This window comes from Chryseobacterium sp. KBW03 (assembly GCF_003852415.1).
GTDB classification, from domain to species: domain Bacteria; phylum Bacteroidota; class Bacteroidia; order Flavobacteriales; family Weeksellaceae; genus Chryseobacterium; species Chryseobacterium viscerum.
Map to the genome: position 1 here is coordinate 357,608 of NZ_QAJO01000001.1, position 23,128 is coordinate 380,735.

Below are 23,128 nucleotides of genomic sequence, written 5' to 3' on the forward strand. Positions count from 1 at the left end.
TGGATAACTATTTTAAATTTGTTTTTCCGTATTAATTATCAAACTTCATTGAGATTGGAAATTTGAAATAACTTCTTACGAATTCTCCTTTTTTGTTTTTGGCAGGAATCCATTTTCCTTTGCTTGAGATGTTTTTGATTGTTCTCATGGCCTCACTATTAAAGTCGACGTTGGTTCCATTAGCTTTTACCCCTGAAATTGTTCCGTCCATTTCTACAATAAAGGTAACTGTCGTTTTTACTACATCTTCTGATTCAAATCCTGAACCATCAAAGTTGTTCATTACTTTATTTCTGAAGGAGTCTATTCCTCCTGCAAAACTAGCTTCTACACTAGGATCTCTATCAATGATTGTAGGATCTGTTTTTTCAACGACCGGATCAACCTTTACAGTAGGTGGACCATCACCTCCAATAACACGTGGAACAATCGGAATATAGGTCGTATTTGTTATTTCTTTACCTTCCGATGTTTGTGTGCTTGCTACTGCATTCGTTTTATCCTCAACTTGCTTTTCATTGGTGACAATTGCCTTAGGCTCTGGTAATCTGTCATCATATGCTTTTACAGCAGGCGCCGGCGGCGTTGGTTTTACAATTTGTACTGGCTGGTCTTTCGGCTTTTCTACATCCTGAATCTCAATTACATGCGGAAGATCATATATGGTTCCTGTAGGGGCTTCTACAGGTTTCAATGCAGAAATTACAAACGGTGTAATGGATACTGCAGCCATTAAACTTGCGCCTATAAAAAGGGCTTTGGTTAATATTCTATCTGATTCGTTTCTTAACGCATAGGCACCATATTCTTTATTGCGGTGCTCAAAGAGAACCTCGTTAAAACGAAATTCCTGGTTTTGATTATGTTGTTTCATCACTACTACTATTTAAACTGTTAAAAATTTTGATTATTAGTTTGATTAGTTCTTATCGATAAGCATTGTTTCAATAACAAAACATCTGCCAAAATTTTATCAAAACAACATAATATTAGAAAATTTTATGATAATGTTTAAATTTTAACATTTCCAAACAGAAAATATATATAAGAAAACGGTAATATTTTTCATGAAAATAAATAAGAATAAAATAGACAAATAGCAGAACAGGAGCTTAGTAGATATACTTAAATGATCCTTGTCAAGGTTTAAAACCTTGACAAGGATTGATAAACCAGGTAAACGAAACTAAAAATTATTTTATTAAGTCTCATTAATTTTTAAACAAAAAAAAGAGACCATCAAATGATGATCTCTCTATTATTTATAATCTAAGAATACTAGAATAATTCTTTTCTGATGATGTTCTGACTTCTTTCAGGACCTACAGAAACTAAGTATACATTGATTCCTAAGTATTTCTCAATAAACTCGATGTATTTCTGAGCATTGTCAGGAAGTTCATCATAGCTTCTTGCTTTTGTAATATCTTCGTTCCAACCTGGTAACTCCTGGTAGATAGACTCGTAGTTGTATAGTTTTTCTGTAGATGAAGTGAAATAATCAATAATTTTTCCATCTTCAGTTTTGTAATGAGTAACGATTTTAAGGTTTTCAATTCCTGTAAGAACGTCAAGCTTAGTGATCACAAGGTTGTTGATCCCGTTGATCATACAAGCATGCTTTAAAGAAACAAGGTCTAACCAACCTGTTCTTCTTGGTCTTCCTGTAGTCGCTCCGAATTCACCACCGATCTGTCTGATTTTCTCACCCAGCTCGTTATCTAATTCAGATGGGAAAGGTCCGTTTCCTACTCTTGTACAATATGCTTTTGCTACTCCGATTAAGTTCTGAAGTGAAGTTGGTGGAACACCAGCTCCTGAACAAACTCCTCCTGTAGATGGAGAAGATGAAGTTACGTATGGATAAGTTCCAAAGTCAATATCAAGCATTAAAGCCTGTGCTCCTTCGAATAAAACGTTTTTACCGTCTCTGATCGCTTCGTTCAGCTCTAATTCAGTATCAACGATTCTGTCCTGAAGCTGTTTTCCGATTGCTAAATATTCGTTGTAGATTTCTTCAACGTCTAACGTTGGCTTTCCGTAATATTTTTCAAAAAGAGAATTCTTAACTTTTAAGTTTTTCTCGATTTTGTCTCTTAAAATCTCAGGATTTAAAAGGTCTACCATTCTGATTCCAACTCTTGCAATTTTATCTTCATAACAAGGTCCGATTCCTTTTTTGGTAGTTCCGATCTGAGTGCCTCCGTGTTCCTCTTCACGGTAAGTATCCAAAAGGATGTGGTAAGGCATGATAACATGCGCTCTTCTGCTGATAAAGATATGATCTGTTCTCAAGCCTTTGCTCTCGATCTGACCAACTTCTCTAATAAAAGACTTAGGGTTTACCACTACTCCGTTCGCAATGATACATTTCCCTTTGCATTGAAGAACTCCTGAAGGAAGAAGGTGCAAAACGAATTTTTCTTCACCCACATAAACCGTGTGACCAGCGTTGTCTCCACCCTGGAAACGTACTACATAGTCCGATTTAGCCGATAAAACATCCGTGATTTTTCCTTTGCCTTCATCTCCGTACTGAAGACCTACAACTACATAAGTTGACATATTTTACTTTTGTTTTTAGATTCGTGCAAAATTACTTTTAAAAAATTGGGTGGGCAAATTTGAGGGGGATTTTATTTTGGGGTTGGGGTGAAAATCATGAGGTTGAATATGACTTTATTCCTGGTATTTTTACTTTCACACCTATATAAAATGGATTATATTTACTCTAAAAATTATTCGAAATGAAATTTAAAATTCTGATTCTACTTTTAATGGTTCCTCTATTTTATATAAAAGCACAAAATAAAGTAAATGATTATCTAAATGTACCCGGACCTATTAATTTGAATCAAAAGGAATATAATTTAGCCTGGAGCTCTCATCCCAATGAAAACTATTTCAAGCAGGAATATTTAAATCCAAAAGAAAACATCAACCAATACAACAGTATGGTTTTAATTGAGTTTGTAAAAGGTAATTTCACTCTTAAAGATATTATTGATCAAAAAATAGGAGAACTTCAGGAAGCAAAAAAAACTAACCCTGTTGTCAATTATCAGGTTCTTGAAAATAATGGAGAATATATTTTGGATTTTCTTATTAGTGAAAACTCAAAGGATGGCAAGGAAATACTGATTGCAGAAAGAAATATTTACCGTTATAAACTTATTAATAATAGCAAAAATAAAGGAGTTCTTCTTTTTGCAGTAAGTGAAAGAGGATACGAGAAAAATATGGCTGATTTCTTTAATAATTTAAAAGCAAACTCTTCTCAATTAATTGAAATTGTTGGAAATTTCAAACTTCCTGACATTGAGATAAAATAATACAAAACCCAATTTATCATGCCAATACCCAAAACATCATCATACCTCCCATCAAAAGTAAACAGAGAATCCCAACTTTACTACACTCTGTTTTCGCCGGAAACGGCAAAAGCTACCTTGTTAATGGTTCACGGCATGCAGGAGCACAGCGGAAGATATGCAGAAATTGCAGAATATTTTGCAGCTCATGGGATTGCTGTATTGACGTATGATCATTTGGGACATGGAAAATCTGTAAAAGAGAAAAAGGATATCGGTTTCTTCCAGCTTGAAAAACCGGACGAAAGACTTGTGGCAGATGCAGAAATGATGGCTGATCATCTTGCAGAGCAGTATCCGGAAGTTCCTCATTTTATTTTAGGACATTCTATGGGATCTTTTATTACGCGCTGTCTTCTTCAAAAGGCAAGCAGTAAGTTTGCAGGAGCTATCATTACAGGAACTGGCGGCCCTTTACCGGGAATAGATTTGTTAAGAGCGTATTTATCATTAACCAATGCCATTGCTCCTCGTCACCGTACTTTCCTGAATTCTGTTTTTACAAATGTCAATAACAAACATTTTAAAAAAGATAAAGATTTCAGTGATACCAGCTGGCTCAGTATAAATCCTAAAAACAGAAAAGCTTTTGAGCAGGATGAATGGTGTGGAATTCCGTTTACCCACAATGCTTTTTATACTTTATTTACCATTTATAAAAGAGCTACGGCAAGAAAGTGGGCTTCTTCTATTTCCCAATCTTTCCCTCTCCTTTTTGTAAGCGGGCAGAATGATCCGATCGGTGATTTTGGAAAAGGGGTAATGCATACAGTTGATAATTTAAAAGCTGACGGCTTTCAAAATGTAGAGGTAAAGATCTATCCGGAGATGCGTCATGAGATTCTGAATGAGGAAATACGGGAAGAAGTACTGAATGAAATCTATAATTGGATGTTGAAACATTAGAACTCTCGCAGATCATACAGAGTCATAAATTAATAAAACCATGAGAATACATATTTTCGGAGCTTCCGGTTCCGGGGTGACTACTTTAGGAAAAGCATTGTCTGAGAAACTCAATCTTGAATATTTTGACAGTGATGATTTTTTCTGGCTTAAAACCCAAATTCCTTTTACAGAAAGACAACATCCAGAAATAAGGAATGCTATGGTTTCTGATAAGCTTCATACTGCTGAAAACTGGATTTTTGGCGGTTCAATCATTCATTGGGGTAACAATGTATTTCCTGCATTCGATCTGATTATATTCCTCTACCTTCCTCCTAAAATAAGAATGGAAAGATTGAGAAACAGAGAATTGGAAAGATATGGAGATGAAATCATCAATGATCCGGAAAGATCCAAAAAATTCCAGGAGTTTATGGATTGGGCTAATGATTATGACCACAATACCGGCATTGCCAACAGAACTTTAAAGGCTCATCTTGAATGGCTGTCTTCTATAAACACCCCTTTGATTGAAATCTCAGGCGATTATGAACTCCATCAAAAAATAGATATTATTCTTGATACAATAAAACAGGGAAACTTACAGGTGAAATAGAGATTGCTTCATGAACCATGTTGAAAACTTTCTGCTTTTGCCCGCAATGGCTGGTGTTTTCAAAAGGAATTATTATTTTAGAACACTGAAAAGAACAAAAATCAATCACCATGACCTTAGAAGAACTTATTAAAGACAAGACTGTAAAATCAAAAGAGAAGGTTGACATCATCAGCAAATGGATTATTGATACTTCTCTACCGACAGATGAGCTTATCGCTTTTTCCGAAAAATCAAAAGATCCTGTAAAAGCAACCTGTATAGAAGCATTGGAATATTCTACCAAACAAAATCCCAATCTTGCGGATGAAACCGTATTTTATTTTGTCACTAAAACCCTTACTGAAAAAGCACCCAGAATAAAATGGGAAAGTGCCAAAGTGATAGGCAACACGGCTCATTTATTCCCTGAAAATCTGGATCAGGCTATTACTAACCTATTGGACAATACAAATCATGAAGGAACTGTAGTGCGCTGGAGTGCCGCATTTGCACTGGGTGAAATTTTGAAATTGAAGACTAAGCATAACGTAACTCTACTTCCTGTTCTTGAAGATATCAGCGAGAAAGAAGAGAAAAACAGTATCAAGAAGATATACCTGGATGCGATTAAGAAAACGAAGAAATAATATTTTAATTCATAGAAAATAGAAACCTGGAAATCAATTTCCAGGTTTTTTTTAGATAAGTTTTGGCTAAAGCCAATGGAATTATTTTGATATTGAAGACGGGCTGAAGCCCGCCCCTATTGAATATATTACCCATTAAATACAATCAATCCTCGAAGAGAACAAGACAAAGAGAACCTATTTAAATATATTAACACAGTCATCTGCGGGAAATATAATAATCAATCAAGTATCAATTCCCGATCAACTCCAATCTCTTCCAGAAAAATTTCATCGTGGGAAATCACCAGTAAAGTTCCGTGATAATCTTTGATGGAATTGGTGAGAATTTCTACGTTTTGAAGATCTAAATTATTTGTTGGTTCATCGAGAATAATCATGTCGGGGGCTTTATTGCTGATTGAAAGCCCACAGAGAAGTAACCGCAAACGCTCTCCACCACTCAGTGCACCACATTTCTTGTCCCAGGTATCTTTCCCAAACAAAAATCTGGACAATAATGTTTTCACTTCAGACTCCTGCCATCCATTATCATTAAAAGTCTGGGCAAAATCATAGAGGGTTGAGTCATTATCAATCAGAGAATATTCCTGATCGATATACATACTGTTGAATGCTGCCCTGGTTATTTTCCCTCCGGAAGGCTCAATATTTCCCAGCAGCAACTTTATCAGAGTGGTCTTTCCTGAACCGTTTGAACCTTTGATTAAGATTCTGTCTCCGCTTCGGATCTCAAGATCGAGGTTTTCTTTCCAAAGCTCTTCTTTTCCATAACTGAAATTAATATGCTCAGCCGCAATCAGAATCTTTCCTGAATGCAGACTGGAATCATTAAAATTCACTTTCATCTGGTCAGAATTCTTTACTGTAGAGCGGAGATCTCTCAAATCTCCGGAGATTCCACTGATTCTTTCTGCATGAACGCTTTTCAGCTTTGATGTATTTTTTTCAGCATTATTCCGCAGAGTATTCATCATAATTCTCGCTACTCCGGATTTTTCTTGCTTCTGCTTTCCTTTTGCATCCAGTTTCTGCTTGCGTTCCAGAGTCTCTCTTTCTTTCTCTTTTGCTTTTTTCAGTGCCCGTTCTTTCGCGTGGATATCATTGTTTAAGGCTTCCACCTCCACTTCCTTTTGTTCTGCATAGAAATCATAGTTTCCACCATAGGTTGCAATTCCCTGATTGCTTAACTCAAATATGGTATCAACAAGATTGAGCAAAGTTCTGTCATGGCTTACAATAACAACAGTGGAATCTGTTTTATCAATAAGATCGTATAATAACTTTCTTCCCTCAAGATCCAGATGATTGGTCGGTTCATCCAATATGATGATATCTGGCTGGCAGATCTGAGTTCCGGCTAGAAAAACCTTGGTCTTCTGACCGCCACTCAAACCATCCAGTTTCTGGGTTAATTCAACATTGTCAAGCCCCCAATGCTCCAATGCGTGCTGACATCGTTCTTCAATGTCCCAGTCGTCATTGAGAATTTCAAAATAAATTTCATCTACCTCTCCGTTGGTGATTTTTTGGAGCGCGTACAACTTTTGATCTATTTTCAGGCATTCGGCGATGGTAAGATGATTACAGTTTCCAAACATTTGAGGAACATAAAAAATATCACCACTAACGTTCATATCTCCGATTAGAGGCTGTATTTCGTTCGCAATAACTTTCAGCAAGGTAGATTTTCCCATGCCATTGCTTCCCACCAAAGCCGATTTGGTGTGAGATTGTATTGTTAAATTGATATGATTAAATAGAAGATTTCCTCCCGGAAACCCAAAGGACATATTTTGCAGTAAAATCATGATTTCTTTCTTAATAATGGTTAAACACCAATAACACTATGGTTATCGTTTGATCAAATCTGAAAGAAATTATATCCTACATGTCTGTATTTTTGGGTTTTGAAAGAACAAAGATAGCACAAATCAAGGATTAAACACAAAAAGATTTTATTCAAAATTCAAAAATCCGTAACTTTGCCTCCTACTAAAAATTTTATGGATAGCATTAGAGTTCACGACAAAAATTTCGTTCCTTATTTAACGGATACCGAAATTCAGGAAATTGTAAAAGAGACAGCGTTAAGAATTTATGAAGATTACAAGGATGAAGTTCCTGTTTTCATTGGTGTTTTAAATGGGGTTGTTATGTTCTTCTCGGATCTTTTAAAATATTACCCAGGGGAATGCGAAATTGCCTTTATTCAAATGAGTTCTTATGTAGGAACTGAATCTACAGGGATCGTTTACCAGAAAATGGAATTGACTAAGGATGTAAGAGACCGTCACATCATTCTTGTAGAAGATATTGTAGATACAGGAAACACCGTTGAGAGTCTTTTCAAATATTTTAAAGAAACACAACGTCCTAAATCTGTAAAACTGGCAAGTTTCCTATTGAAACCTGAGATTTACAAGAAAGATTTCAAACTGGATTATATCGGGAAAGAAATACCTAATAAATTTGTACTTGGATACGGACTTGATTATGATGAATTAGGAAGGAACCTTCCCAATTTATATCAGTTGGAAGACGGACAAATCAACCATTAAGTGCTGTTGGCTATTAGCTGATAGCTTTTAGCTTAAATTATATAAAGAAATAAATTTAATAATAACTTAAAAAAGCTGAAAGCAAAAAGCAACCGCCAAAAGCCATGAGCCGGAAGCAAAATGCCAATTGTCCAAGCGTATCAAAATTATGATAAACATTGTTCTGTTCGGCCCTCCAGGAAGTGGAAAAGGAACACAAGCTCAAAATCTAATCGAGAAATTCAATTTAAAACAGGTTTCAACAGGTGATCTTTTCAGATACAATATGAAAAATGACACTGAACTTGGAAAACTGGCTAAGTCATACATCGATAAGGGAGAATTGGTTCCGGATCAGGTAACAACAGATATGCTGATCGATGAGATCAAAAAGCCTACCAATACCAACGGTTTTATTTTTGATGGATATCCAAGAACTACTGCTCAGACGGAAGCTTTGGAAAATATCGTTAAAGAAGTACTGAATGATAAGATCGACATCTGTCTTTCATTGGTAGTAGAGGATACAATTTTGGTTGAAAGACTTCTGAAAAGAGGTGAAACCAGCGGAAGATCAGACGACAGCAATGTAGAGATCATCGAAAACAGAATAAAAGAATATTATACTAAAACAGCGGAAGTAGCCGAGCTTTATAAGCAGCAGGGGAAATATGTAGAAGTAAATGGCGTAGGTGAAATCAATGAGATTTCCCAAAAGCTTTTCGCTGAAGTAGAGAAAATTAAATAATCGAGATTCGGGTTACGGGATTCAAATTTTATCCCCCAGCTTGCAGCTCGCAACACAAACTATATGTCTAACTTTGTAGATTACGTAAAAATCCATTGTAAAAGCGGACACGGAGGTGCTGGTTCTGCCCACCTTCGCCGTGAAAAGTATATTCCTAAAGGAGGTCCTGACGGAGGTGACGGTGGTCGTGGCGGACACGTCATCATGAGAGGAAATGCTCAGGAATGGACTTTACTTCCACTTCGATATACCCGTCACATAAAAGCTGAACGTGGTGAAAACGGAGCAAAAAACCAGCTGACCGGAGCTGACGGTTCTGATATTTATATCGATGTTCCTATTGGGAGTATCGCTAAAAATGAAGAAGGTGAAATTATCGGAGAAATCCTTGAGGACAAGCAGGAAATTATTTTGATGCAAGGAGGAAAAGGAGGAAAAGGAAACGAACATTTCAAATCCTCTACCAATCAGACTCCAAGATATGCTCAACCCGGAATGGATGGCGAAGAAGGCTATGTTGTTTTCGAGCTTAAAATTTTGGCGGATGTAGGACTTGTTGGGTTTCCCAATGCAGGAAAATCTACACTTTTAGCTTCTGTCTCTGCAGCAAAACCAAAAATTGCTAATTATGCCTTTACAACCCTGACTCCTAACCTTGGAATCGTGGATTACAGAAATTATAAATCTTTTGTAATGGCTGATATTCCCGGGATCATTGAAGGGGCAGCGGAAGGAAAAGGTTTAGGGCACAGATTCCTTAGACATATTGAAAGAAACTCTATCCTGTTATTTTTGATTCCTTCTGATTCTGAAGATCATTTCAATGAATTTAAAATTCTGGAAAATGAGCTGAAAGAGTACAATCCTGAACTTTTGGATAAGGACTTCATTGTTTCCGTTTCAAAATCCGATCTTTTGGATGATGAGCTTAAAAAGGAAATCGCAGCAGAATTCCCGGAAAATAAGCAACCATTATTTTTCTCTGGTGTTACCGGAGAAGGGCTTATGGAACTTAAGGATGCTATCTGGAAACAATTGCACGGATAGAAAAACACATTGATTCATCAGTTATATTTCGCAAAAAATGTAACTGCATCATAAAAAACAGCCTTGGAAGAACCTGAGGCTGTTTTTCTTTATAAAACTAACCGTATTTTTCTACCATCCAATATTTTAAACCATTAAGAAATAAAGTATAGTTAAGATGAATCATTCTGATTTTTAAGCTTAAAGCGGAGCTTATTCTTAATGCCCTTAACATCTTCATCTAATCTTAATGGTTCAAATAAAAATTTAAATAGATTTGTCATTTTATATTTAACATAAAAACAAAAGAAGATCTTATCTTTTGGAACAATTATTGGGACATCCTTTCAAATTGAAAAAAACTATGAAATATTTGCTAGCCATTTGTGCATTTGTATTTTTAACATCTTGTACAACTTCTCAAAAAGTAAATTCAAAATATACTAAAATTGAGTATCAGGCGAGTCCATGCTTTGGATTCTGTCCTGTTTTTAAAATGACCATCAATCCGGACAGAACTGCGGTTTTTGAAGCAGAACACTTTAATTTTAATGATAAACCTTCAAAAGATGAGTTTTCCAAACCTCGTGAAGGAACTTTTAAAGGTACTATCAAAGAAAAAGATTATAATAAACTGATCAGCCTGCTGGATGGCTTGAATGTGAAAAGTCTAAATGACAAATACGGAACAAAAAATATTACAGATCTTCCCACTTCTTACTTAAGAATCAATTTTGCAGACGGCACTTCAAAAAATGTGGAAGATTATGGAAAACGCGGAAGTGAAAAGCTTTCGGAAGTGTATCATTTTTTTGAGGATCTGAGAAAGAATCAGGAATGGACTAAGATACAATAGGCCATTTAAAAATATTTAGATTATTTTTGTGCAATAATTCCTTCTTCTGGGGGAATTATTTTTTTATGATAAACAAGGCTTAAAAAGAGGAATAAAATTTTTAATTTTTTTTAAACTACCTTTGCAAAATGTAATTCTTTCAGACTGAAGGAATTTTTATTTAAAATTTTAAAATAATTCATTTGAATTTTACAGACTTAAACTTAATAGAACCTATTGCAAAAGCAATCCAGGAGCAGGGATACACGACTCCTACTCCTATCCAGGAAAGATCTATTCCCGATATCTTAGAAGGCAGAGACTTTTTAGGATGTGCACAAACGGGAACAGGAAAGACTGCTGCTTTTTCTATTCCTATTCTACAGAATTTATCCAAAAATAAAATTCCCAATAAACATATAAAAGCATTAATCCTTACGCCTACCAGAGAATTGGCGATTCAGATTGAGGAAAACATTAATGCTTACGGTAAATATCTTCCATTAAAACAACTCGTTATCTTTGGAGGAGTAAAGCAGGGAAATCAGGAAGCTGCTCTAAGAAAAGGAATTGATATTCTGGTAGCAACACCAGGAAGACTTCTTGACTTTATTGCTCAGGGAATCATCAGTTTGAAAAATCTTGAAATCTTTGTTCTAGATGAAGCAGACAGAATGCTTGATATGGGATTTGTACATGATGTAAAAAGAATCATCAAACTTTTACCACAAAGAAGACAGACTTTATTTTTCTCAGCAACGATGCCGGTAGAAATTCAGAAACTGGCAAATTCTATCCTTAATAATCCAGTAAAAGTAGAGGTTACTCCTGTTTCTTCTACGGCAGATACGATCAAACAGTCAGTTTATTTTGTTGAAAAAGAAAATAAACTGGATTTATTGACCCACATTCTTGAAAATGATATTTCAGATTCGGTACTTGTATTTTCAAGAACGAAACATGGTGCTGATAAAATTGCCAGAAAACTTCAGAAAGACAATATTTCTGCTGAAGCCATTCACGGTAATAAATCTCAGAATGCGAGACAAAATGCTTTGAACAACTTTAAATCCGGAAAAACAAGAATTCTTGTTGCCACAGATATTGCAGCACGAGGAATTGATATTGATGAATTGAAGTTCGTGATCAATTTTGAGCTTTCTGATGTTTCAGAAACGTATGTACACAGAATCGGAAGAACAGGAAGAGCCGGAGCTGAAGGTAATTCTATATCTTTTGTAGACGGGCTTGATCTTTTGAATTTAAAGAATACGGAAAAACTGATCGGAAAGAAAATTTCTGTCATCAAAGAACATCCTTTCCATACGGACAATCTGGTTGCCCAGAAAAGGGATTCTAACAACAAACCTGCTCAGGGCGGAGATAGACCAAGAACCTCCAACAGCAGCAATTCCAGGCCCAATAACAACCGTAAGAAGCCATCCGCTTCAACATCTTCAACGGGGTTAAAAAAGCCTAAGAATAAGAATTTCACAAGAAAAAAATAAATAAAAATCCCTTTTCAAAAACTGAAAAGGGATTTTTATTTGTCTTAAAGTTTAAAACTTTTTATTATTTAAAAAGATTCTTTGCATTGTCCGTTGTGATACGGTCTATCTCAGAAAAGTCTTTTCCATAAATATCTACCAGCTTTCCGGCTACGAGATCAAGATAAGAGCTTTCGTTTCTTTTTCCTCTGTGGGGAACCGGAGCCAAATAAGGTGAGTCTGTTTCCAGAACAATTTTATCCAACGGAATTTCATTCAGGAACTGATCTATTTTCCCATTTTTAAAGGTTACTACTCCACCAATTCCTAAAATGAAATTAAGGTCGATGGCGTGTTGTGCCTGTTCCAGATTTCCTGAAAAACAATGGAAGATTCCTCTCAGCTTTGGATGTTTTTTTCTTTCTAAGACCTCGAATGTCTCATCAAAGCTTTCTCTTGTATGAATCACGATCGGAAGGTCTTTTTCTATCGCCCAGTCAATCTGCTGTTCAAAAGCTTTCACCTGAATATCCAATGTTGTTTTATCCCAATACAGGTCGATTCCGATCTCCCCTATCGCAGGAAAATGTCTCTGATCAAGGTAATTTTTTACGATCTCAAGCTCTTTTTCCCATGATTCGGGTTTTACATAACATGGGTGTAATCCCATCATTGAAAAAATCTGTCCCGGGTATTCTGTTTCCAATTGCAGCATTTTCTCATGAGATTCTGAGTCGATGGCAGGAAGATAAAATTCTGTAATTCCTTTATCTAGAGCTCTCTGAATAGCTTCTTTTCTATCTTCATCAAATTCTTCCGCGTATAGATGTGTATGTGTATCAATCATTTTATTTAAAATTTCAATAGATCTTCGTAAGGATTTTCAAGTCCCAGCAACATTCCGAAAGCGGGTTCTGTTTTTATTCCTTGTTTTTTAAGTTCTATTATTTTTTGTTTAAATTCTTCTCCTTTTTCCTGTAATATTTTGTATTCAGCAACCATATGAAGATATGCGTTTTGCTGTGTTGTAGGTTTATTTTGTGCGAAAATTTCAATGGGAAAACCTTCCAGTATAAAATTTAGTGTAAGACATTTTTCACCATTTACGATAGGATATTCAACGCCCACATCGTAAGGAATAAACCGGCTAAACATTAAATCATCCAGAAAGTCTTCTTCAAATCTTAAATCCACCTCAAAAATAATATCCAGATCACTTCCTTCAATATCAATTTCAATAGGAACAGTTCCTGCTAAAATTGGAGAATAATACTTCAATTTCTCAAAAACACGATGCTTTGTAAGAATTTCGTAGGCCTTTTTCTGTCTTTCATTTCCGTCTTTCAGATAGTCAATTCTGGTAAAATCAAGCATTTAGAATATTTTATGTTTTACCTTTTTACGCTGGTTTTCAATTCTTTGATCCAGTTTCTCTCTGAATTCGATAAACTTTGGATCTTTTTTGTCACTGGTTTTATGTTCCAGAGCCTTCATGATCTTGAAGTTTTCTTTGATAAAATTCTGAGTATCTACTGAAAAGTAGGCATTTCCAAATTTTTCAAAAATATAATTAACCGCCTGGGTACTGGGATGAATCATGTCTTCTTTATAAAAACGGTAATCGCGGAGATCATCCATTAATATCTCATAGACAGGCAGATAATGACAGTCTTCAAACATGGAAATAGACTCATGAATAGCAGTGATCAGTTTGGATTTACTTAACTGATTTTCAACCATTCCATCTTTGGTATGCCTTACAGGTGAAACGGTAAAAAGGATCTGTACTCCTTCTTTGCAAATATCTTTAAGATCCAGAATCGTCTGATATATTGAGCTTGTCAGTTCCTGATGGGAAAGCAGTCTTTTTTCAAAGAATTTCTGCGGAATTTTGTGGCAGTTGGCAACCAGTTTATTCTTAGGTAGAAACTCATAGATAAATGAAGAACCGTACGTAATGATAATCCAGTCTGCTTCCTGAAGAAAAGCATTTCCAGCTTCAATATCTCCATTAATTTTATCTAAGGTCTGATGGATATACCGGGTATCAAAACTGGTGTGATGATCCAGAGAAATATATTCTTCGTTGTAGATGATCAGTTCCTCTTCTGCATAAAACGCAGAATCATGCAATCTATTTACCGCGTTATTGATGGAAAAAGGATTAAAAATCGTCCCAAAAGGATTATTGAGGGTCTGAAGCTGCCCGTCTTGCAATAGATCAGTCATTTCAGAGGCAAAACATGAACCTATTGAAAATATTTTATCTTCAATCTCAATCTTGTTTTCTGATGCCGGAATATCAACTTCTGTTCTGAATTTCATTGTATGGGTATTAGGCTGCGGGAAATAGGTTGCAGGTAAATTGCTGCTACCTGCCACCTACCATCCGCTCCCTATATTAACTTTCTCTTCTCAACAAATAATTTGCCAGTTCGATAAAAGGTTTTTTCTTTTCTTCCGGAACATCTATTTTCTGAAGATAGCTTTGCCCGATTTCATTATGTTTTTCAATCAGACGTAAAGCTTTATCATCTACTTTCGTTCTTCTGAAAATCTTTTCTACTCCATAAACCTTATCAACGTTTTCAGTCTTTTTAGAATACCAGTAATCCAGTTCTTTTCTTTCTTCATCAGTAGCATGTTCTCTTGCCAGCAGATACAGAACTGTTTTTTTGTTTTCGTAGATATCCCCGGCATGTTTTTTTCCAAACTGTGCCTGATCACCAAATACATCAAGATAATCATCCATGATCTGGAATGCAATTCCGATGTGCTTTCCAAAGTTGAAAATGGCTTTGGCATCTTTAAAATCAGCTTTTGCAATCAAAGCTCCGATCTCAAATGAAGAAGCACTCAGAACTCCTGTTTTATAAGTAATCATTCTGATATAATCGTCGAAAGTAACATCTTTCTGAGTCTCAAAATTGATATCATACTGCTGTCCTTCACATAATAGAAGTCCTGTGTGAGTAAAAATTCTGATACATGCTTTGAAGATTTCAGGTTCAAGATCTTCAAAAAATTTATAAGCTTTAAGCATCAGTCCGTCTCCGGAAAGAATTCCCACATTCAGACCATGTAAAGTATGAATGGTAGGCTTATTTCTTCTTAAAGGAGCTTCATCCATAATATCATCGTGGATCAGCGTAAAATTATGGAAAAACTCAATAGCCAATGCTGGCTTGATTGCCTGCTTAAGATCTCCACCGAACATCTCACAAGCCATAAGCACCATAATAGGACGAAGACGCTTCCCACCATGGGAAATAATATAGTTCATCGGGTCATATAACTCCGAAGGCTTATCTTTAAAAGTATATTTAGTGATGGCATCTGCAACAATCTGCTGGTATCTGTCTAAAAATTCCATAAAATCTTATAATTTGAACAAAAATACGACTTTTCAAGGCTTTATAAAATAAAAAACTCATCGTTTCGCCAGAATTTTTAATGTTACAAATTTTGCGGAGTATTCATTATAAAAGCCCCCTTATGATGATCATAAGGGGGCTTGATTTTGAGAATAAATCCCAATATTGACTATTTATGGTTTAAAAAAATAAGTTGTCAGGTCAAAAGTATTAGAAAAAATATTTTTATTGAAATATTTTTCTTTTACCTCTGAAGAGTTTCTATATTTTTCTATTTGCTCTCCAAAATATATAATCTTGGGTCTTACTGTAAATTTTTTCTTTTTCTTAAAGACTAAACTATTATTAAAATCAGAAACGTTATAAATGATTTCTTTTTTCTCAAGAGGTTTAATCTCAACTATATTCTGGGTCATATATTCTGAAGCAGTGAGATTCTGATCTATTCCGTACATCTTTTCTCTTTGCCTCATGGGTACAATATTAGAGTAATAATTATAGTTTTTCGGATACTCAAAACAAATCGCTAATCTTGCAAAATTACCAGGTGATGGCCATCTGTTTTTATAATCACAAGAGTATACTAAAGCTCTATCATCTGCTATTAGTTTAATCGTTTCAGTTTGGCTTGTATTTTTAATACTCACTAAAATTTTTGACAGATTTAATTGTTTTGCATTAATACTTAAAGATTGAGCAAATAGCAAATTACTTATTAAAATTAAACATAATGTTCTCATTATTTCTTTTTATGATATAAATGTTTATAATCTTTGTATACACTTGTTGTATCACCAAGACTAAAAATAAATTTAAATGCTCTGCCTTCAGACCAATCAGTTAAACTACCTGTTATTGTTTCAACATCTTTATAAGTATTCACTGTCTTAATATATTGTGTTTTATATGCCTGTGATCTCATATCAGCTACATGGTAATATTCATGCAATATACTTTTTCCTAAATTTACCCAACTAGAAAAAGAACCTTTAAACAAAGTTATTACTATTTTTCCTGATATTTCAACACTTAATACTTTACCTTTTACTCCTTTAGTGGTAAAAACGGTTTTTTCTCCCCATCGTGTATCGGCCGCAAAGTCATCATTCGGATTACCCGTATTTTCTAAGTCTAACTTAATATCACTGATAGGAACGGCTTTTACTGCGGCTAACATGGATTTTGTAAACAATTTTTTAACTTTACCATATGCCTCTTGCACACATTCCATATTCTCGGCCGGTTTTCCATCAGGATCATCAAAAGCTTTTCGGATTAAATTATTTTCTTCAATCTTATGAGCAAGGAAATTAAATCCTGTTACAATTAGTCCTTGTCCGGCTCCCATCCAGAAGTTTCCGCCTCCCAGTACAGCACCTACACCGCCACTTACAGCTCCATTAAATAAAGCAAAACCGTCACTTCTCAGGATATTATTTGATCCTACATGATTTGTTGCCATTTCTAATAAATCACTAGACGCACTAGAGAAAGCACCACTTAATGCACCACTCCAAAAGTTCCCTCCTTGTACATAAGATAAGAGTCCCTGCGTTAAAGCATGAGCTCCCGCTCTGGCCAGAATAGTTCCGGTAGGTCCCAAAGTATTAATTACTGATGCAATTTTAAATACATCTCCTATCTGTCCGGCAAATCCGGCACTTGCATATGACATGGCCAAACTACCAGCAAAACGCATTGGATCAAAAGGAGTCTGGGTATAATACATAGTAAAAAACTCTGAAACTATAGCCACTACTGCCGGTACCCACCAAATAAATTCTCCACTTGGATCATTGTATAAAAGTGGATTATTCATTACATACCCATACTTATTATAATTCTGGGTATTATAAGGATCCTGAATATTTTCATCAGCATTTAAAAACCTTCTTAATAATGGATCGTATAATCTTCCATTCATATGAATGATTCCTACTTCTGCAAAATATTCATGACTGGTATACCCACGATCTATCAGTAGAGAAGAATTGTCGATCGTATTCTTATCTGTAACAACCGGGCCATTACCTATTTGCAAATGAGTGAAGTTGCCCCATGCATCAAAATGCCTTTGCTCTAATTTATTTCCTGCTTCATCGCTTATTGCCAAAATACTTCCTAAATGATCTTTATGCAAAAACTTATAAGATCCAACACTCTCTGTAAAATCTTTTAGAAATACAATATTGCTTTCATAGGGTGTTCCTCCGATATACAAAATATGTTTTTCTTTACCTGTAGCATTATTTTTCAATATTTCATAGCTCCCGTCTTCACTGTAATATTTTGTAAACTTACCTTCTCCATCAGGATTGAAATTACCTCCATAAGTAACTCTTTGTCTCATGTCTGTCAGACCGTACTGAAAAGCAACATCTCCCTTCATTCCGTCAATAAACACAGGATCATTGTTTTCATTATAAACAATATTTTGAATCAAATCATTGTTGTAATTTTGTGTCCCTGCAGCATTAAGAGTCATGCCGGTAGACTGATAAACCTTAGAAGAGTTTTCAAATTTAATTTTACCTACCTGATCATTTTCTACAATTCTACCTTTAACATCATATACATTTCTATTTGTTGTAGGTTTTATTCCTGTAACAGGATTTGTCCAATTGATCAATCGGTTATTTCCATCATAATCAAAAGACTCAACAATATTAAAATCCCCACCAGTAGTTCTACTTTTTAGTTCATTTTTAATAGCATCAAAAGAATAAGAAATTTGTAAGATACTTGGCTTAGCTGCTGAAGAGTGATTAGTCGTACTTAAAAAACCGTTGGCATCATAAGTATTTGTCATCTCTGCAGCTCCTAATTTAGCTTTCAGAATCTGGCCTTTGGCATTCGTTTCATTAAGCTGAGATAATATTTTCCCAGAATTTTTGTCTTTTATCTGATACAACTCACCATTCCATGTGCTGTAGACATTTTCTATTTGTACTTTCGTCAAAACACCAGAAGAATACAGCTGCTTTTCATAGGAAATCACTCTTGCTTTATCATCGTATGTAATTCCTTTCTGAATAAAGTATTTCCCATTGCTGCTTTCTGAAGATGATACTATTCTTCCTTGAGGATCATAAGCAATGGCAGAACTATATGGCATTCCGTTCGAAGTTCCGGATTTTGAAGTCAACCTTCCTTTGTCATCATAGATAAAAGATATTGTCTTATTTGTTGCTTTGCCGGCATCAACTACTGAAAGTTCTTTATTTAAAATAAGTTGTCCTAAATTGTTATATGTATATTCTTTAATTCCTTTAGGGCTTATGATCTTTTTGGGCTGTCCAAATCCATCATATTCATATTTATAGATCCCATTAGATGGGTCATTAAATTCAGACTTTCTTCCCCATCCATCATATTGGGTTGTTACAATATTTTCTCCATACTGAGCTTTTATCTGTTCACCTGCGGCATTATAAACAAACTGTATTGTTCCTCCTTTATCCGTGCTTGAAATTACATTTCCTAACGCATCAGAAATCTTAGAAGTAGTTCTCTGATACCCATTGAGTTCTTTTATTGTGGTTGTAGATCCTGAAACAAGCGTTTCAGTCTGCTTTCCGTTCGATCCAGTAGCAGTAGCCTTAGCAGGAAATACTGAATCATCATAAACAATAACATTCCATAAACCAGCTCCCTGTGCCTCAAAATAAGGATCAGATTCCATTGTTTTTCGTCCTAATACATCATATTGGGTTCCCTGAGATACATATTGTCCCTGGCCAAAAGCTTTCGTGGATATCTTATACTCCTGCCCCAGTTTATTGGTGTATTTTTTTGAAATACCTCCATCAGGGTTGTATTCAGTACTAATAATATTAGAATTATCATCCCTTTCATATTGATAAGTTGTCATTCCTCCTAAATTATTCTTAGAAGTCAATAGTTTCCCCCACTTATCATATGTATTTTCTAAAGTGTTTCCAAAAGGATCCGTTTGAGTTAAAACCTGTCCCCAATTATTATATTCAATTTGGGTAATCAACCCAAGGTTATCGGTTTTTTTATTTACAAACCTACCCTGTGGTTCATAACCTGTTTTAGTAGTTTGTGTTTGCGAATCAGTACTGTTTGTGATTGTCTTTTCAGTAAGATTCCCAAAGCTGTCATAATTATAGGTTTCAAGTAAGTAAGCGGTGTTATCTCTATTCCAGGTTTTTAAAGTTTTTAATAAATTACTGTCATAGTTATATTCCTCTTTACTGGCTTTGCTATCACCATATGCATGAGTTACATTATCTTTTAATTTTGGGCGGCCTATATAGTAATTTGCACCAATTCCAGACGGATTATGATAATAGTCAAATGTAGAGGTGGTTATTGCTAATCCATTATTAACATTAGAAATACTTTGTTTTGGAAGATAATAATCTCCATAAATCACATTTCCGGTTATCACTGTTCCGGTTAAGAAATCCTTAGATTTTGTATTACCAGGAACAATAGCTGTGATTACTTTATCCTTATTGGCATCAGCTACAGCTGTTGTTACAACCTGCCCATTGAGAAGTTTGTCAATTTTATAATCATATTGTTTAAATGACAATAACTGGGTATTATTCTCAGAAACATCTGCCGGGAAAATTTTATTTTCATCAACTGTTCTGATAGACCAATCTTTATAAGGCAGACCTTCATTTAAAGGAGTAATTTCTGAACCAGTCCAGATTTTTGTATTTTCAAAACCATTGGCAAAAAATGTTGATTGGGCCGTTTGTCTAAAGCCAATCATTCCTTTACCATTTAAATGACCAATTAAATCCCTGTATCTGAATTCCTGCTTTCTTTGATCCTGAACCAATTTAGAAACCACATAGTAATTCAGGTTTTCTCTAACATTGATATAAGGATAACTTACAGGATTGGTATCCAGATAAGATTTGTAAATATTTCCTTCGTTGATCAGAGGAGAATATTCTATATCTGTTTTGATGCTTCCTTGTGTAATGGACTTTATTCTTGCCATTTTATCCAGCTTACCTCCTAAATCCCATGTGATAAGTTTAGTTTTATGGATAATAGCAAAATCAGTATTGAGCTGTGAAAGCCGGAAGCTTCCTATGAGTGGAAAGTAATGCTCTCCATAATTAGAATAGTTAATATCTTCATCGTTCTTATCTCCCCATGATGTTTCTTCCTTAGAAGCAAGGTTGTATGCAGTGGTAAAGATCGGTTTTCCGGAACTGTCAACTCCATCATTTCTGAAATAAACGAATCCGTAGCTGGAATCTGGGTTATTAATTGCCCATTCTCTGAACCAAACTTCAGACTGAAAGTGAAGGAAATCACTTTTCCCGTCTTTATTCAGGTCAGGTGTAAAGTAATTTCTTAATGTTTTTCTTCGTTTAGTAGGTGCACCGGTATGTTCAGGTTTATAGAGTGTAAGATTTGAATAATAATATTCTAAAACGCCTTTACCAGTAGAAACAAACATTTTCCAATCTGACGAATCTTCCGCTACCGGAGACATCACATCGGTCTTTCCATCACCATTAAAATCCCCCAGTAAAGCAACTCCTCTTACTGAAATCTGTGCCGGTGATTGTACTTTCAGTTCAAACTCCTTTGTAGCATTATTTAAAGAATATACCTTGGTTCCATTAAGAAGGCTGATCAGATCTGTTTTCCCATCTCCATCAAAATCCCCAATCGGAACTGGCTTATAATACCATTGATCGGTAAATAAATATGGTCCTATATATTTACTGTAATCACTTAAAGGCAGATTTACTCTTTTTAGAGTTCCTGACAACGGATCAAAATAAAAATCAAAAATTTCATTCCCAATAATTTCGGCTCCCTGAAGCTCAGGATATCCGTTCCAGTCCTGTCCCCATATTTCCTCCTGTACCATTTTTAAGGTAGAAATAATAAACTCCGATATTCCATCGCCGTTGAAATCTCCTTCCAGAAATTTTAAAGTAGAAGTACTTGCCACTAATGGATTAGATACACCATATATAGGAGTATATCCTGTAGTACTACCGAAATTATATGGTGAGAAGTCTAACTCTTTAGAGCTGATCTCTTCAAAGTTAGTCCCATTAAAATCATACATTTTCAGTCTGGTTTTTCCATCCGGTTCATTATCAGATAAGGTATACAAAACATCTTTTGGGCTAAACTTTCCGTTCTTCAAAAAAGATCCTTTTGATACAGGTGTTCCTGCATACTGTACGGTGAAAAATGTTGAATTTCCATCAAGCCTGCTAAGCATTAATGTATTCTTTTTTACAAAATCTAATTTTCCATCACCATTAAAATCTCCTGAAATAACACCTTCTCCATAAATTTCATCAAATCTGGAATTCTGATTAAACATATTTGATGACTGGGGTGATGATTCATTTTCAAAAGTTATAGGATTTGCAGGCTCATTATTAGCGTTATATTCTGTTATTTTATTAACAAATTTATACTTAGTATCATTATTAACATAGTCAATAACATATCTTTTAAACTGACTTCCGTTTGAATTGACTTTAACTTCTGATAAAATTTTACTTTGCGTATGTCTCAATCCTTGTACATAAGATTCTTCTACTAAACCTCTGTCATTATAAGTGAACTCAATTAAGTTAAAATGAGGTTTGTTTAGCGTTTCATTTCCTCCCCATGCTATTGTGGATATCCGCACAACATTTTTAGAGCTTCTGAATCCTCCGGTGTCAGAGTCTGATTCATAACTATAGCTAATGTAGTTTCCTTGTGCATCTTTCCACTTTACAATATTATATTCTAAAGGGGTTGTTACTACAACACTTCCTCTAAATCCTCCTTCGTTTTTACCATACCAGGCTTGTGAGCCATCTTCGAAAGTAACTTCAAAATGTGCAGGACCAGCATCCTGTCCGTTGATACCGTAGGTACCTACAGATTTTATTTTAATATTAGAGTATTTCTCGGTAACATATTCTGCTCCATCCTTTCCATATTCCCCAGATTTAAGAATCAATCTTTGTCCATTGAAACTAAAATAATCAGAATAATCTAACTGGATTCCTTTTGGCTCACCATCTTTATCAATATTTTTTCCAATTCTTGAAATAGAAGTTATTCCTGATAAATTCCAGCTGTATCCTGCAATACCGTTTCCTGATCCACTGGTGTAAACAAGATTAATTTGAGGAGCTACACTCTTTATACCTGGAGGAAGAGCTATAGGTAAAGTAAATTGGAGCTGGCCTCCACCTGCCACTTCAACATTTCCTTTTGTGTCATGGAAACTTTTACCTGTTGGTGATGAAGTTCCATTTGGATTATTAACCCCTGCATTTGAATTTGTTGGTCCTCCACCGGGGTTATCTGTGGCAGGGCCTATTTTGGCCAGAAAAGGATTTGAAACATCTGATTTGGCAAAAAATCCCTGTGTCATGACCACCGCTTGTGGATCCTGAACCGTCCGCGAAGTGGATTCTGGCTGGTAAAGTATGGTCTGAGCAAGCCCCCATACTGAATACAAGGATAACATCAATGATGAAAATAATTTCATTGTTGTAATAGTTTTTTTTATAAATAATAATTGATGAATAAGAACTGAAGGTTAGAAATCTTGTGGAATAAAGAGAAAGAATTATTTTTAAATCTTTCAATACTTTA

18 protein-coding genes are annotated in these 23,128 nt (G+C 35.2%); 9 read left to right on the top strand and 9 right to left on the bottom strand.

All coding sequences use genetic code 11. The features are described 5' to 3' along the window. Positions 1 to 31 precede the first annotated feature (31 nt). On the bottom strand, positions 32 to 874 hold the full coding sequence (locus tag DBR39_RS01510) for an energy transducer TonB (protein ID WP_124530543.1): 843 nt from the start codon (positions 872 to 874) through the stop codon (positions 32 to 34). A gap of 404 nt (positions 875 to 1,278) precedes the next feature. Continuing rightward, positions 1,279 to 2,565, bottom strand: coding sequence for an adenylosuccinate synthase (locus DBR39_RS01515; protein WP_124530544.1), 1,287 nt, complete (start codon positions 2,563 to 2,565; stop codon positions 1,279 to 1,281). A 182-nt stretch (positions 2,566 to 2,747) separates the two neighbouring features. On the opposite strand from DBR39_RS01515, the gene DBR39_RS01520 reads away from it, so the two are divergent. The 4 genes from DBR39_RS01520 to DBR39_RS01535 all read left to right on the top strand — a co-directional run bounded on the left by DBR39_RS01520 (position 2,748) and on the right by DBR39_RS01535 (position 5,504). Next, complete coding sequence (locus DBR39_RS01520) at positions 2,748 to 3,332, top strand: hypothetical protein (RefSeq protein ID WP_124530545.1); 585 nt, start codon at positions 2,748 to 2,750, stop codon at positions 3,330 to 3,332. Positions 3,333 to 3,350: 18 nt separating this feature from the next. Further along, the gene (locus DBR39_RS01525) at positions 3,351 to 4,277 is read left to right on the top strand and encodes an alpha/beta fold hydrolase (RefSeq protein ID WP_124530546.1); all 927 of its coding nucleotides are present in this window, start codon (positions 3,351 to 3,353) and stop codon (positions 4,275 to 4,277) included. 40 nt (positions 4,278 to 4,317) lie between these two features. Further along, positions 4,318 to 4,875: an AAA family ATPase gene (locus DBR39_RS01530; RefSeq protein ID WP_124530547.1), complete on the top strand. Its 558-nt coding sequence runs from the start codon at positions 4,318 to 4,320 to the stop codon at positions 4,873 to 4,875. Between the two features lie 110 nt (positions 4,876 to 4,985). Beyond that, positions 4,986 to 5,504 (top strand): HEAT repeat domain-containing protein, encoded by a 519-nt coding sequence (locus DBR39_RS01535; protein WP_124530548.1) that lies wholly within the window; start codon positions 4,986 to 4,988, stop codon positions 5,502 to 5,504. A gap of 221 nt (positions 5,505 to 5,725) precedes the next feature. On the opposite strand, the gene DBR39_RS01540 is transcribed toward DBR39_RS01535, so the two are convergent. Then, a complete protein-coding gene (locus DBR39_RS01540; protein ID WP_124530549.1) occupies positions 5,726 to 7,315 on the bottom strand; it encodes an ABC-F family ATP-binding cassette domain-containing protein in 1,590 nt (529 codons plus the stop codon). A 195-nt stretch (positions 7,316 to 7,510) separates the two neighbouring features. On the opposite strand from DBR39_RS01540, the gene DBR39_RS01545 reads away from it, so the two are divergent. From DBR39_RS01545 to DBR39_RS01565, 5 genes are all read left to right on the top strand, one after another. Next, entirely contained in the window at positions 7,511 to 8,065 is a 555-nt protein-coding gene (locus DBR39_RS01545; protein ID WP_103231740.1) for a phosphoribosyltransferase, read from the top strand. Between the two features lie 148 nt (positions 8,066 to 8,213). Further along, positions 8,214 to 8,792 (top strand): adenylate kinase, encoded by a 579-nt coding sequence (locus DBR39_RS01550; RefSeq protein WP_124530550.1) that lies wholly within the window; start codon positions 8,214 to 8,216, stop codon positions 8,790 to 8,792. A 63-nt stretch (positions 8,793 to 8,855) separates the two neighbouring features. Beyond that, entirely contained in the window at positions 8,856 to 9,839 is a 984-nt protein-coding gene (gene obgE / locus DBR39_RS01555; RefSeq protein ID WP_103231742.1) for a GTPase ObgE, read from the top strand. A gap of 343 nt (positions 9,840 to 10,182) precedes the next feature. Continuing rightward, a complete protein-coding gene (locus tag DBR39_RS01560; protein ID WP_109738879.1) occupies positions 10,183 to 10,674 on the top strand; it encodes a DUF6438 domain-containing protein in 492 nt (163 codons plus the stop codon). Between the two features lie 182 nt (positions 10,675 to 10,856). Continuing rightward, the gene (locus DBR39_RS01565; RefSeq protein WP_109738787.1) at positions 10,857 to 12,161 is read left to right on the top strand and encodes a DEAD/DEAH box helicase; all 1,305 of its coding nucleotides are present in this window, start codon (positions 10,857 to 10,859) and stop codon (positions 12,159 to 12,161) included. A 64-nt stretch (positions 12,162 to 12,225) separates the two neighbouring features. Here the strand turns inward: DBR39_RS01565 and DBR39_RS01570 are convergent, their stop codons facing one another. From DBR39_RS01570 to DBR39_RS01595, 6 genes are all read right to left on the bottom strand, one after another. Beyond that, positions 12,226 to 12,987, bottom strand: coding sequence for a TatD family hydrolase (locus DBR39_RS01570; RefSeq protein ID WP_124530551.1), 762 nt, complete (start codon positions 12,985 to 12,987; stop codon positions 12,226 to 12,228). A gap of 5 nt (positions 12,988 to 12,992) precedes the next feature. Beyond that, a complete protein-coding gene (locus DBR39_RS01575) occupies positions 12,993 to 13,514 on the bottom strand; it encodes a DUF4269 domain-containing protein (protein ID WP_124530552.1) in 522 nt (173 codons plus the stop codon). Continuing rightward, the gene (locus tag DBR39_RS01580) at positions 13,515 to 14,465 is read right to left on the bottom strand and encodes a GSCFA domain-containing protein (protein WP_124530553.1); all 951 of its coding nucleotides are present in this window, start codon (positions 14,463 to 14,465) and stop codon (positions 13,515 to 13,517) included. Positions 14,466 to 14,541: 76 nt separating this feature from the next. Further along, positions 14,542 to 15,513: a polyprenyl synthetase family protein gene (locus DBR39_RS01585; RefSeq protein WP_124530554.1), complete on the bottom strand. Its 972-nt coding sequence runs from the start codon at positions 15,511 to 15,513 to the stop codon at positions 14,542 to 14,544. 174 nt (positions 15,514 to 15,687) lie between these two features. Beyond that, positions 15,688 to 16,254 (bottom strand): hypothetical protein, encoded by a 567-nt coding sequence (locus DBR39_RS01590; RefSeq protein ID WP_124530555.1) that lies wholly within the window; start codon positions 16,252 to 16,254, stop codon positions 15,688 to 15,690. Then, positions 16,254 to 23,021 carry an FG-GAP-like repeat-containing protein gene (locus DBR39_RS01595; protein ID WP_124530556.1) on the bottom strand — a complete coding sequence of 2,256 codons (6,768 nt, stop codon included), beginning with the start codon at positions 23,019 to 23,021 and terminating at the stop codon, positions 16,254 to 16,256. The genes DBR39_RS01590 and DBR39_RS01595 overlap by 1 nt, the downstream gene beginning before the upstream one ends. Between the last annotated feature and the right edge of the window lie 107 nt (positions 23,022 to 23,128).

Bases quoted from the DNA above. Each gene is read 5' to 3' on its own strand.
- DBR39_RS01540 (WP_124530549.1), bottom strand. From the start codon at position 7,315: ATGATTTTACTGCAAAATATGTCCTTTGGGTTTCCGGGAGGAAATCTT.
- DBR39_RS01595 (WP_124530556.1), bottom strand. From the start codon at position 23,021: ATGAAATTATTTTCATCATTGATGTTATCCTTGTATTCAGTATGGGGG.
- DBR39_RS01525 (WP_124530546.1), top strand. From the start codon at position 3,351: ATGCCAATACCCAAAACATCATCATACCTCCCATCAAAAGTAAACAGA.
- DBR39_RS01530 (WP_124530547.1), top strand. From the start codon at position 4,318: ATGAGAATACATATTTTCGGAGCTTCCGGTTCCGGGGTGACTACTTTA.
- DBR39_RS01515 (WP_124530544.1), bottom strand. From the start codon at position 2,565: ATGTCAACTTATGTAGTTGTAGGTCTTCAGTACGGAGATGAAGGCAAA.
- DBR39_RS01545 (WP_103231740.1), top strand. From the start codon at position 7,511: ATGGATAGCATTAGAGTTCACGACAAAAATTTCGTTCCTTATTTAACG.
- DBR39_RS01590 (WP_124530555.1), bottom strand. From the start codon at position 16,254: ATGAGAACATTATGTTTAATTTTAATAAGTAATTTGCTATTTGCTCAA.
- DBR39_RS01580 (WP_124530553.1), bottom strand. From the start codon at position 14,465: ATGAAATTCAGAACAGAAGTTGATATTCCGGCATCAGAAAACAAGATT.
- DBR39_RS01570 (WP_124530551.1), bottom strand. From the start codon at position 12,987: ATGATTGATACACATACACATCTATACGCGGAAGAATTTGATGAAGAT.
- DBR39_RS01535 (WP_124530548.1), top strand. From the start codon at position 4,986: ATGACCTTAGAAGAACTTATTAAAGACAAGACTGTAAAATCAAAAGAG.
- DBR39_RS01520 (WP_124530545.1), top strand. From the start codon at position 2,748: ATGAAATTTAAAATTCTGATTCTACTTTTAATGGTTCCTCTATTTTAT.
- DBR39_RS01560 (WP_109738879.1), top strand. From the start codon at position 10,183: ATGAAATATTTGCTAGCCATTTGTGCATTTGTATTTTTAACATCTTGT.
- DBR39_RS01550 (WP_124530550.1), top strand. From the start codon at position 8,214: ATGATAAACATTGTTCTGTTCGGCCCTCCAGGAAGTGGAAAAGGAACA.
- DBR39_RS01510 (WP_124530543.1), bottom strand. From the start codon at position 874: ATGAAACAACATAATCAAAACCAGGAATTTCGTTTTAACGAGGTTCTC.
- DBR39_RS01575 (WP_124530552.1), bottom strand. From the start codon at position 13,514: ATGCTTGATTTTACCAGAATTGACTATCTGAAAGACGGAAATGAAAGA.
- obgE (WP_103231742.1), top strand. From the start codon at position 8,856: ATGTCTAACTTTGTAGATTACGTAAAAATCCATTGTAAAAGCGGACAC.
- DBR39_RS01585 (WP_124530554.1), bottom strand. From the start codon at position 15,513: ATGGAATTTTTAGACAGATACCAGCAGATTGTTGCAGATGCCATCACT.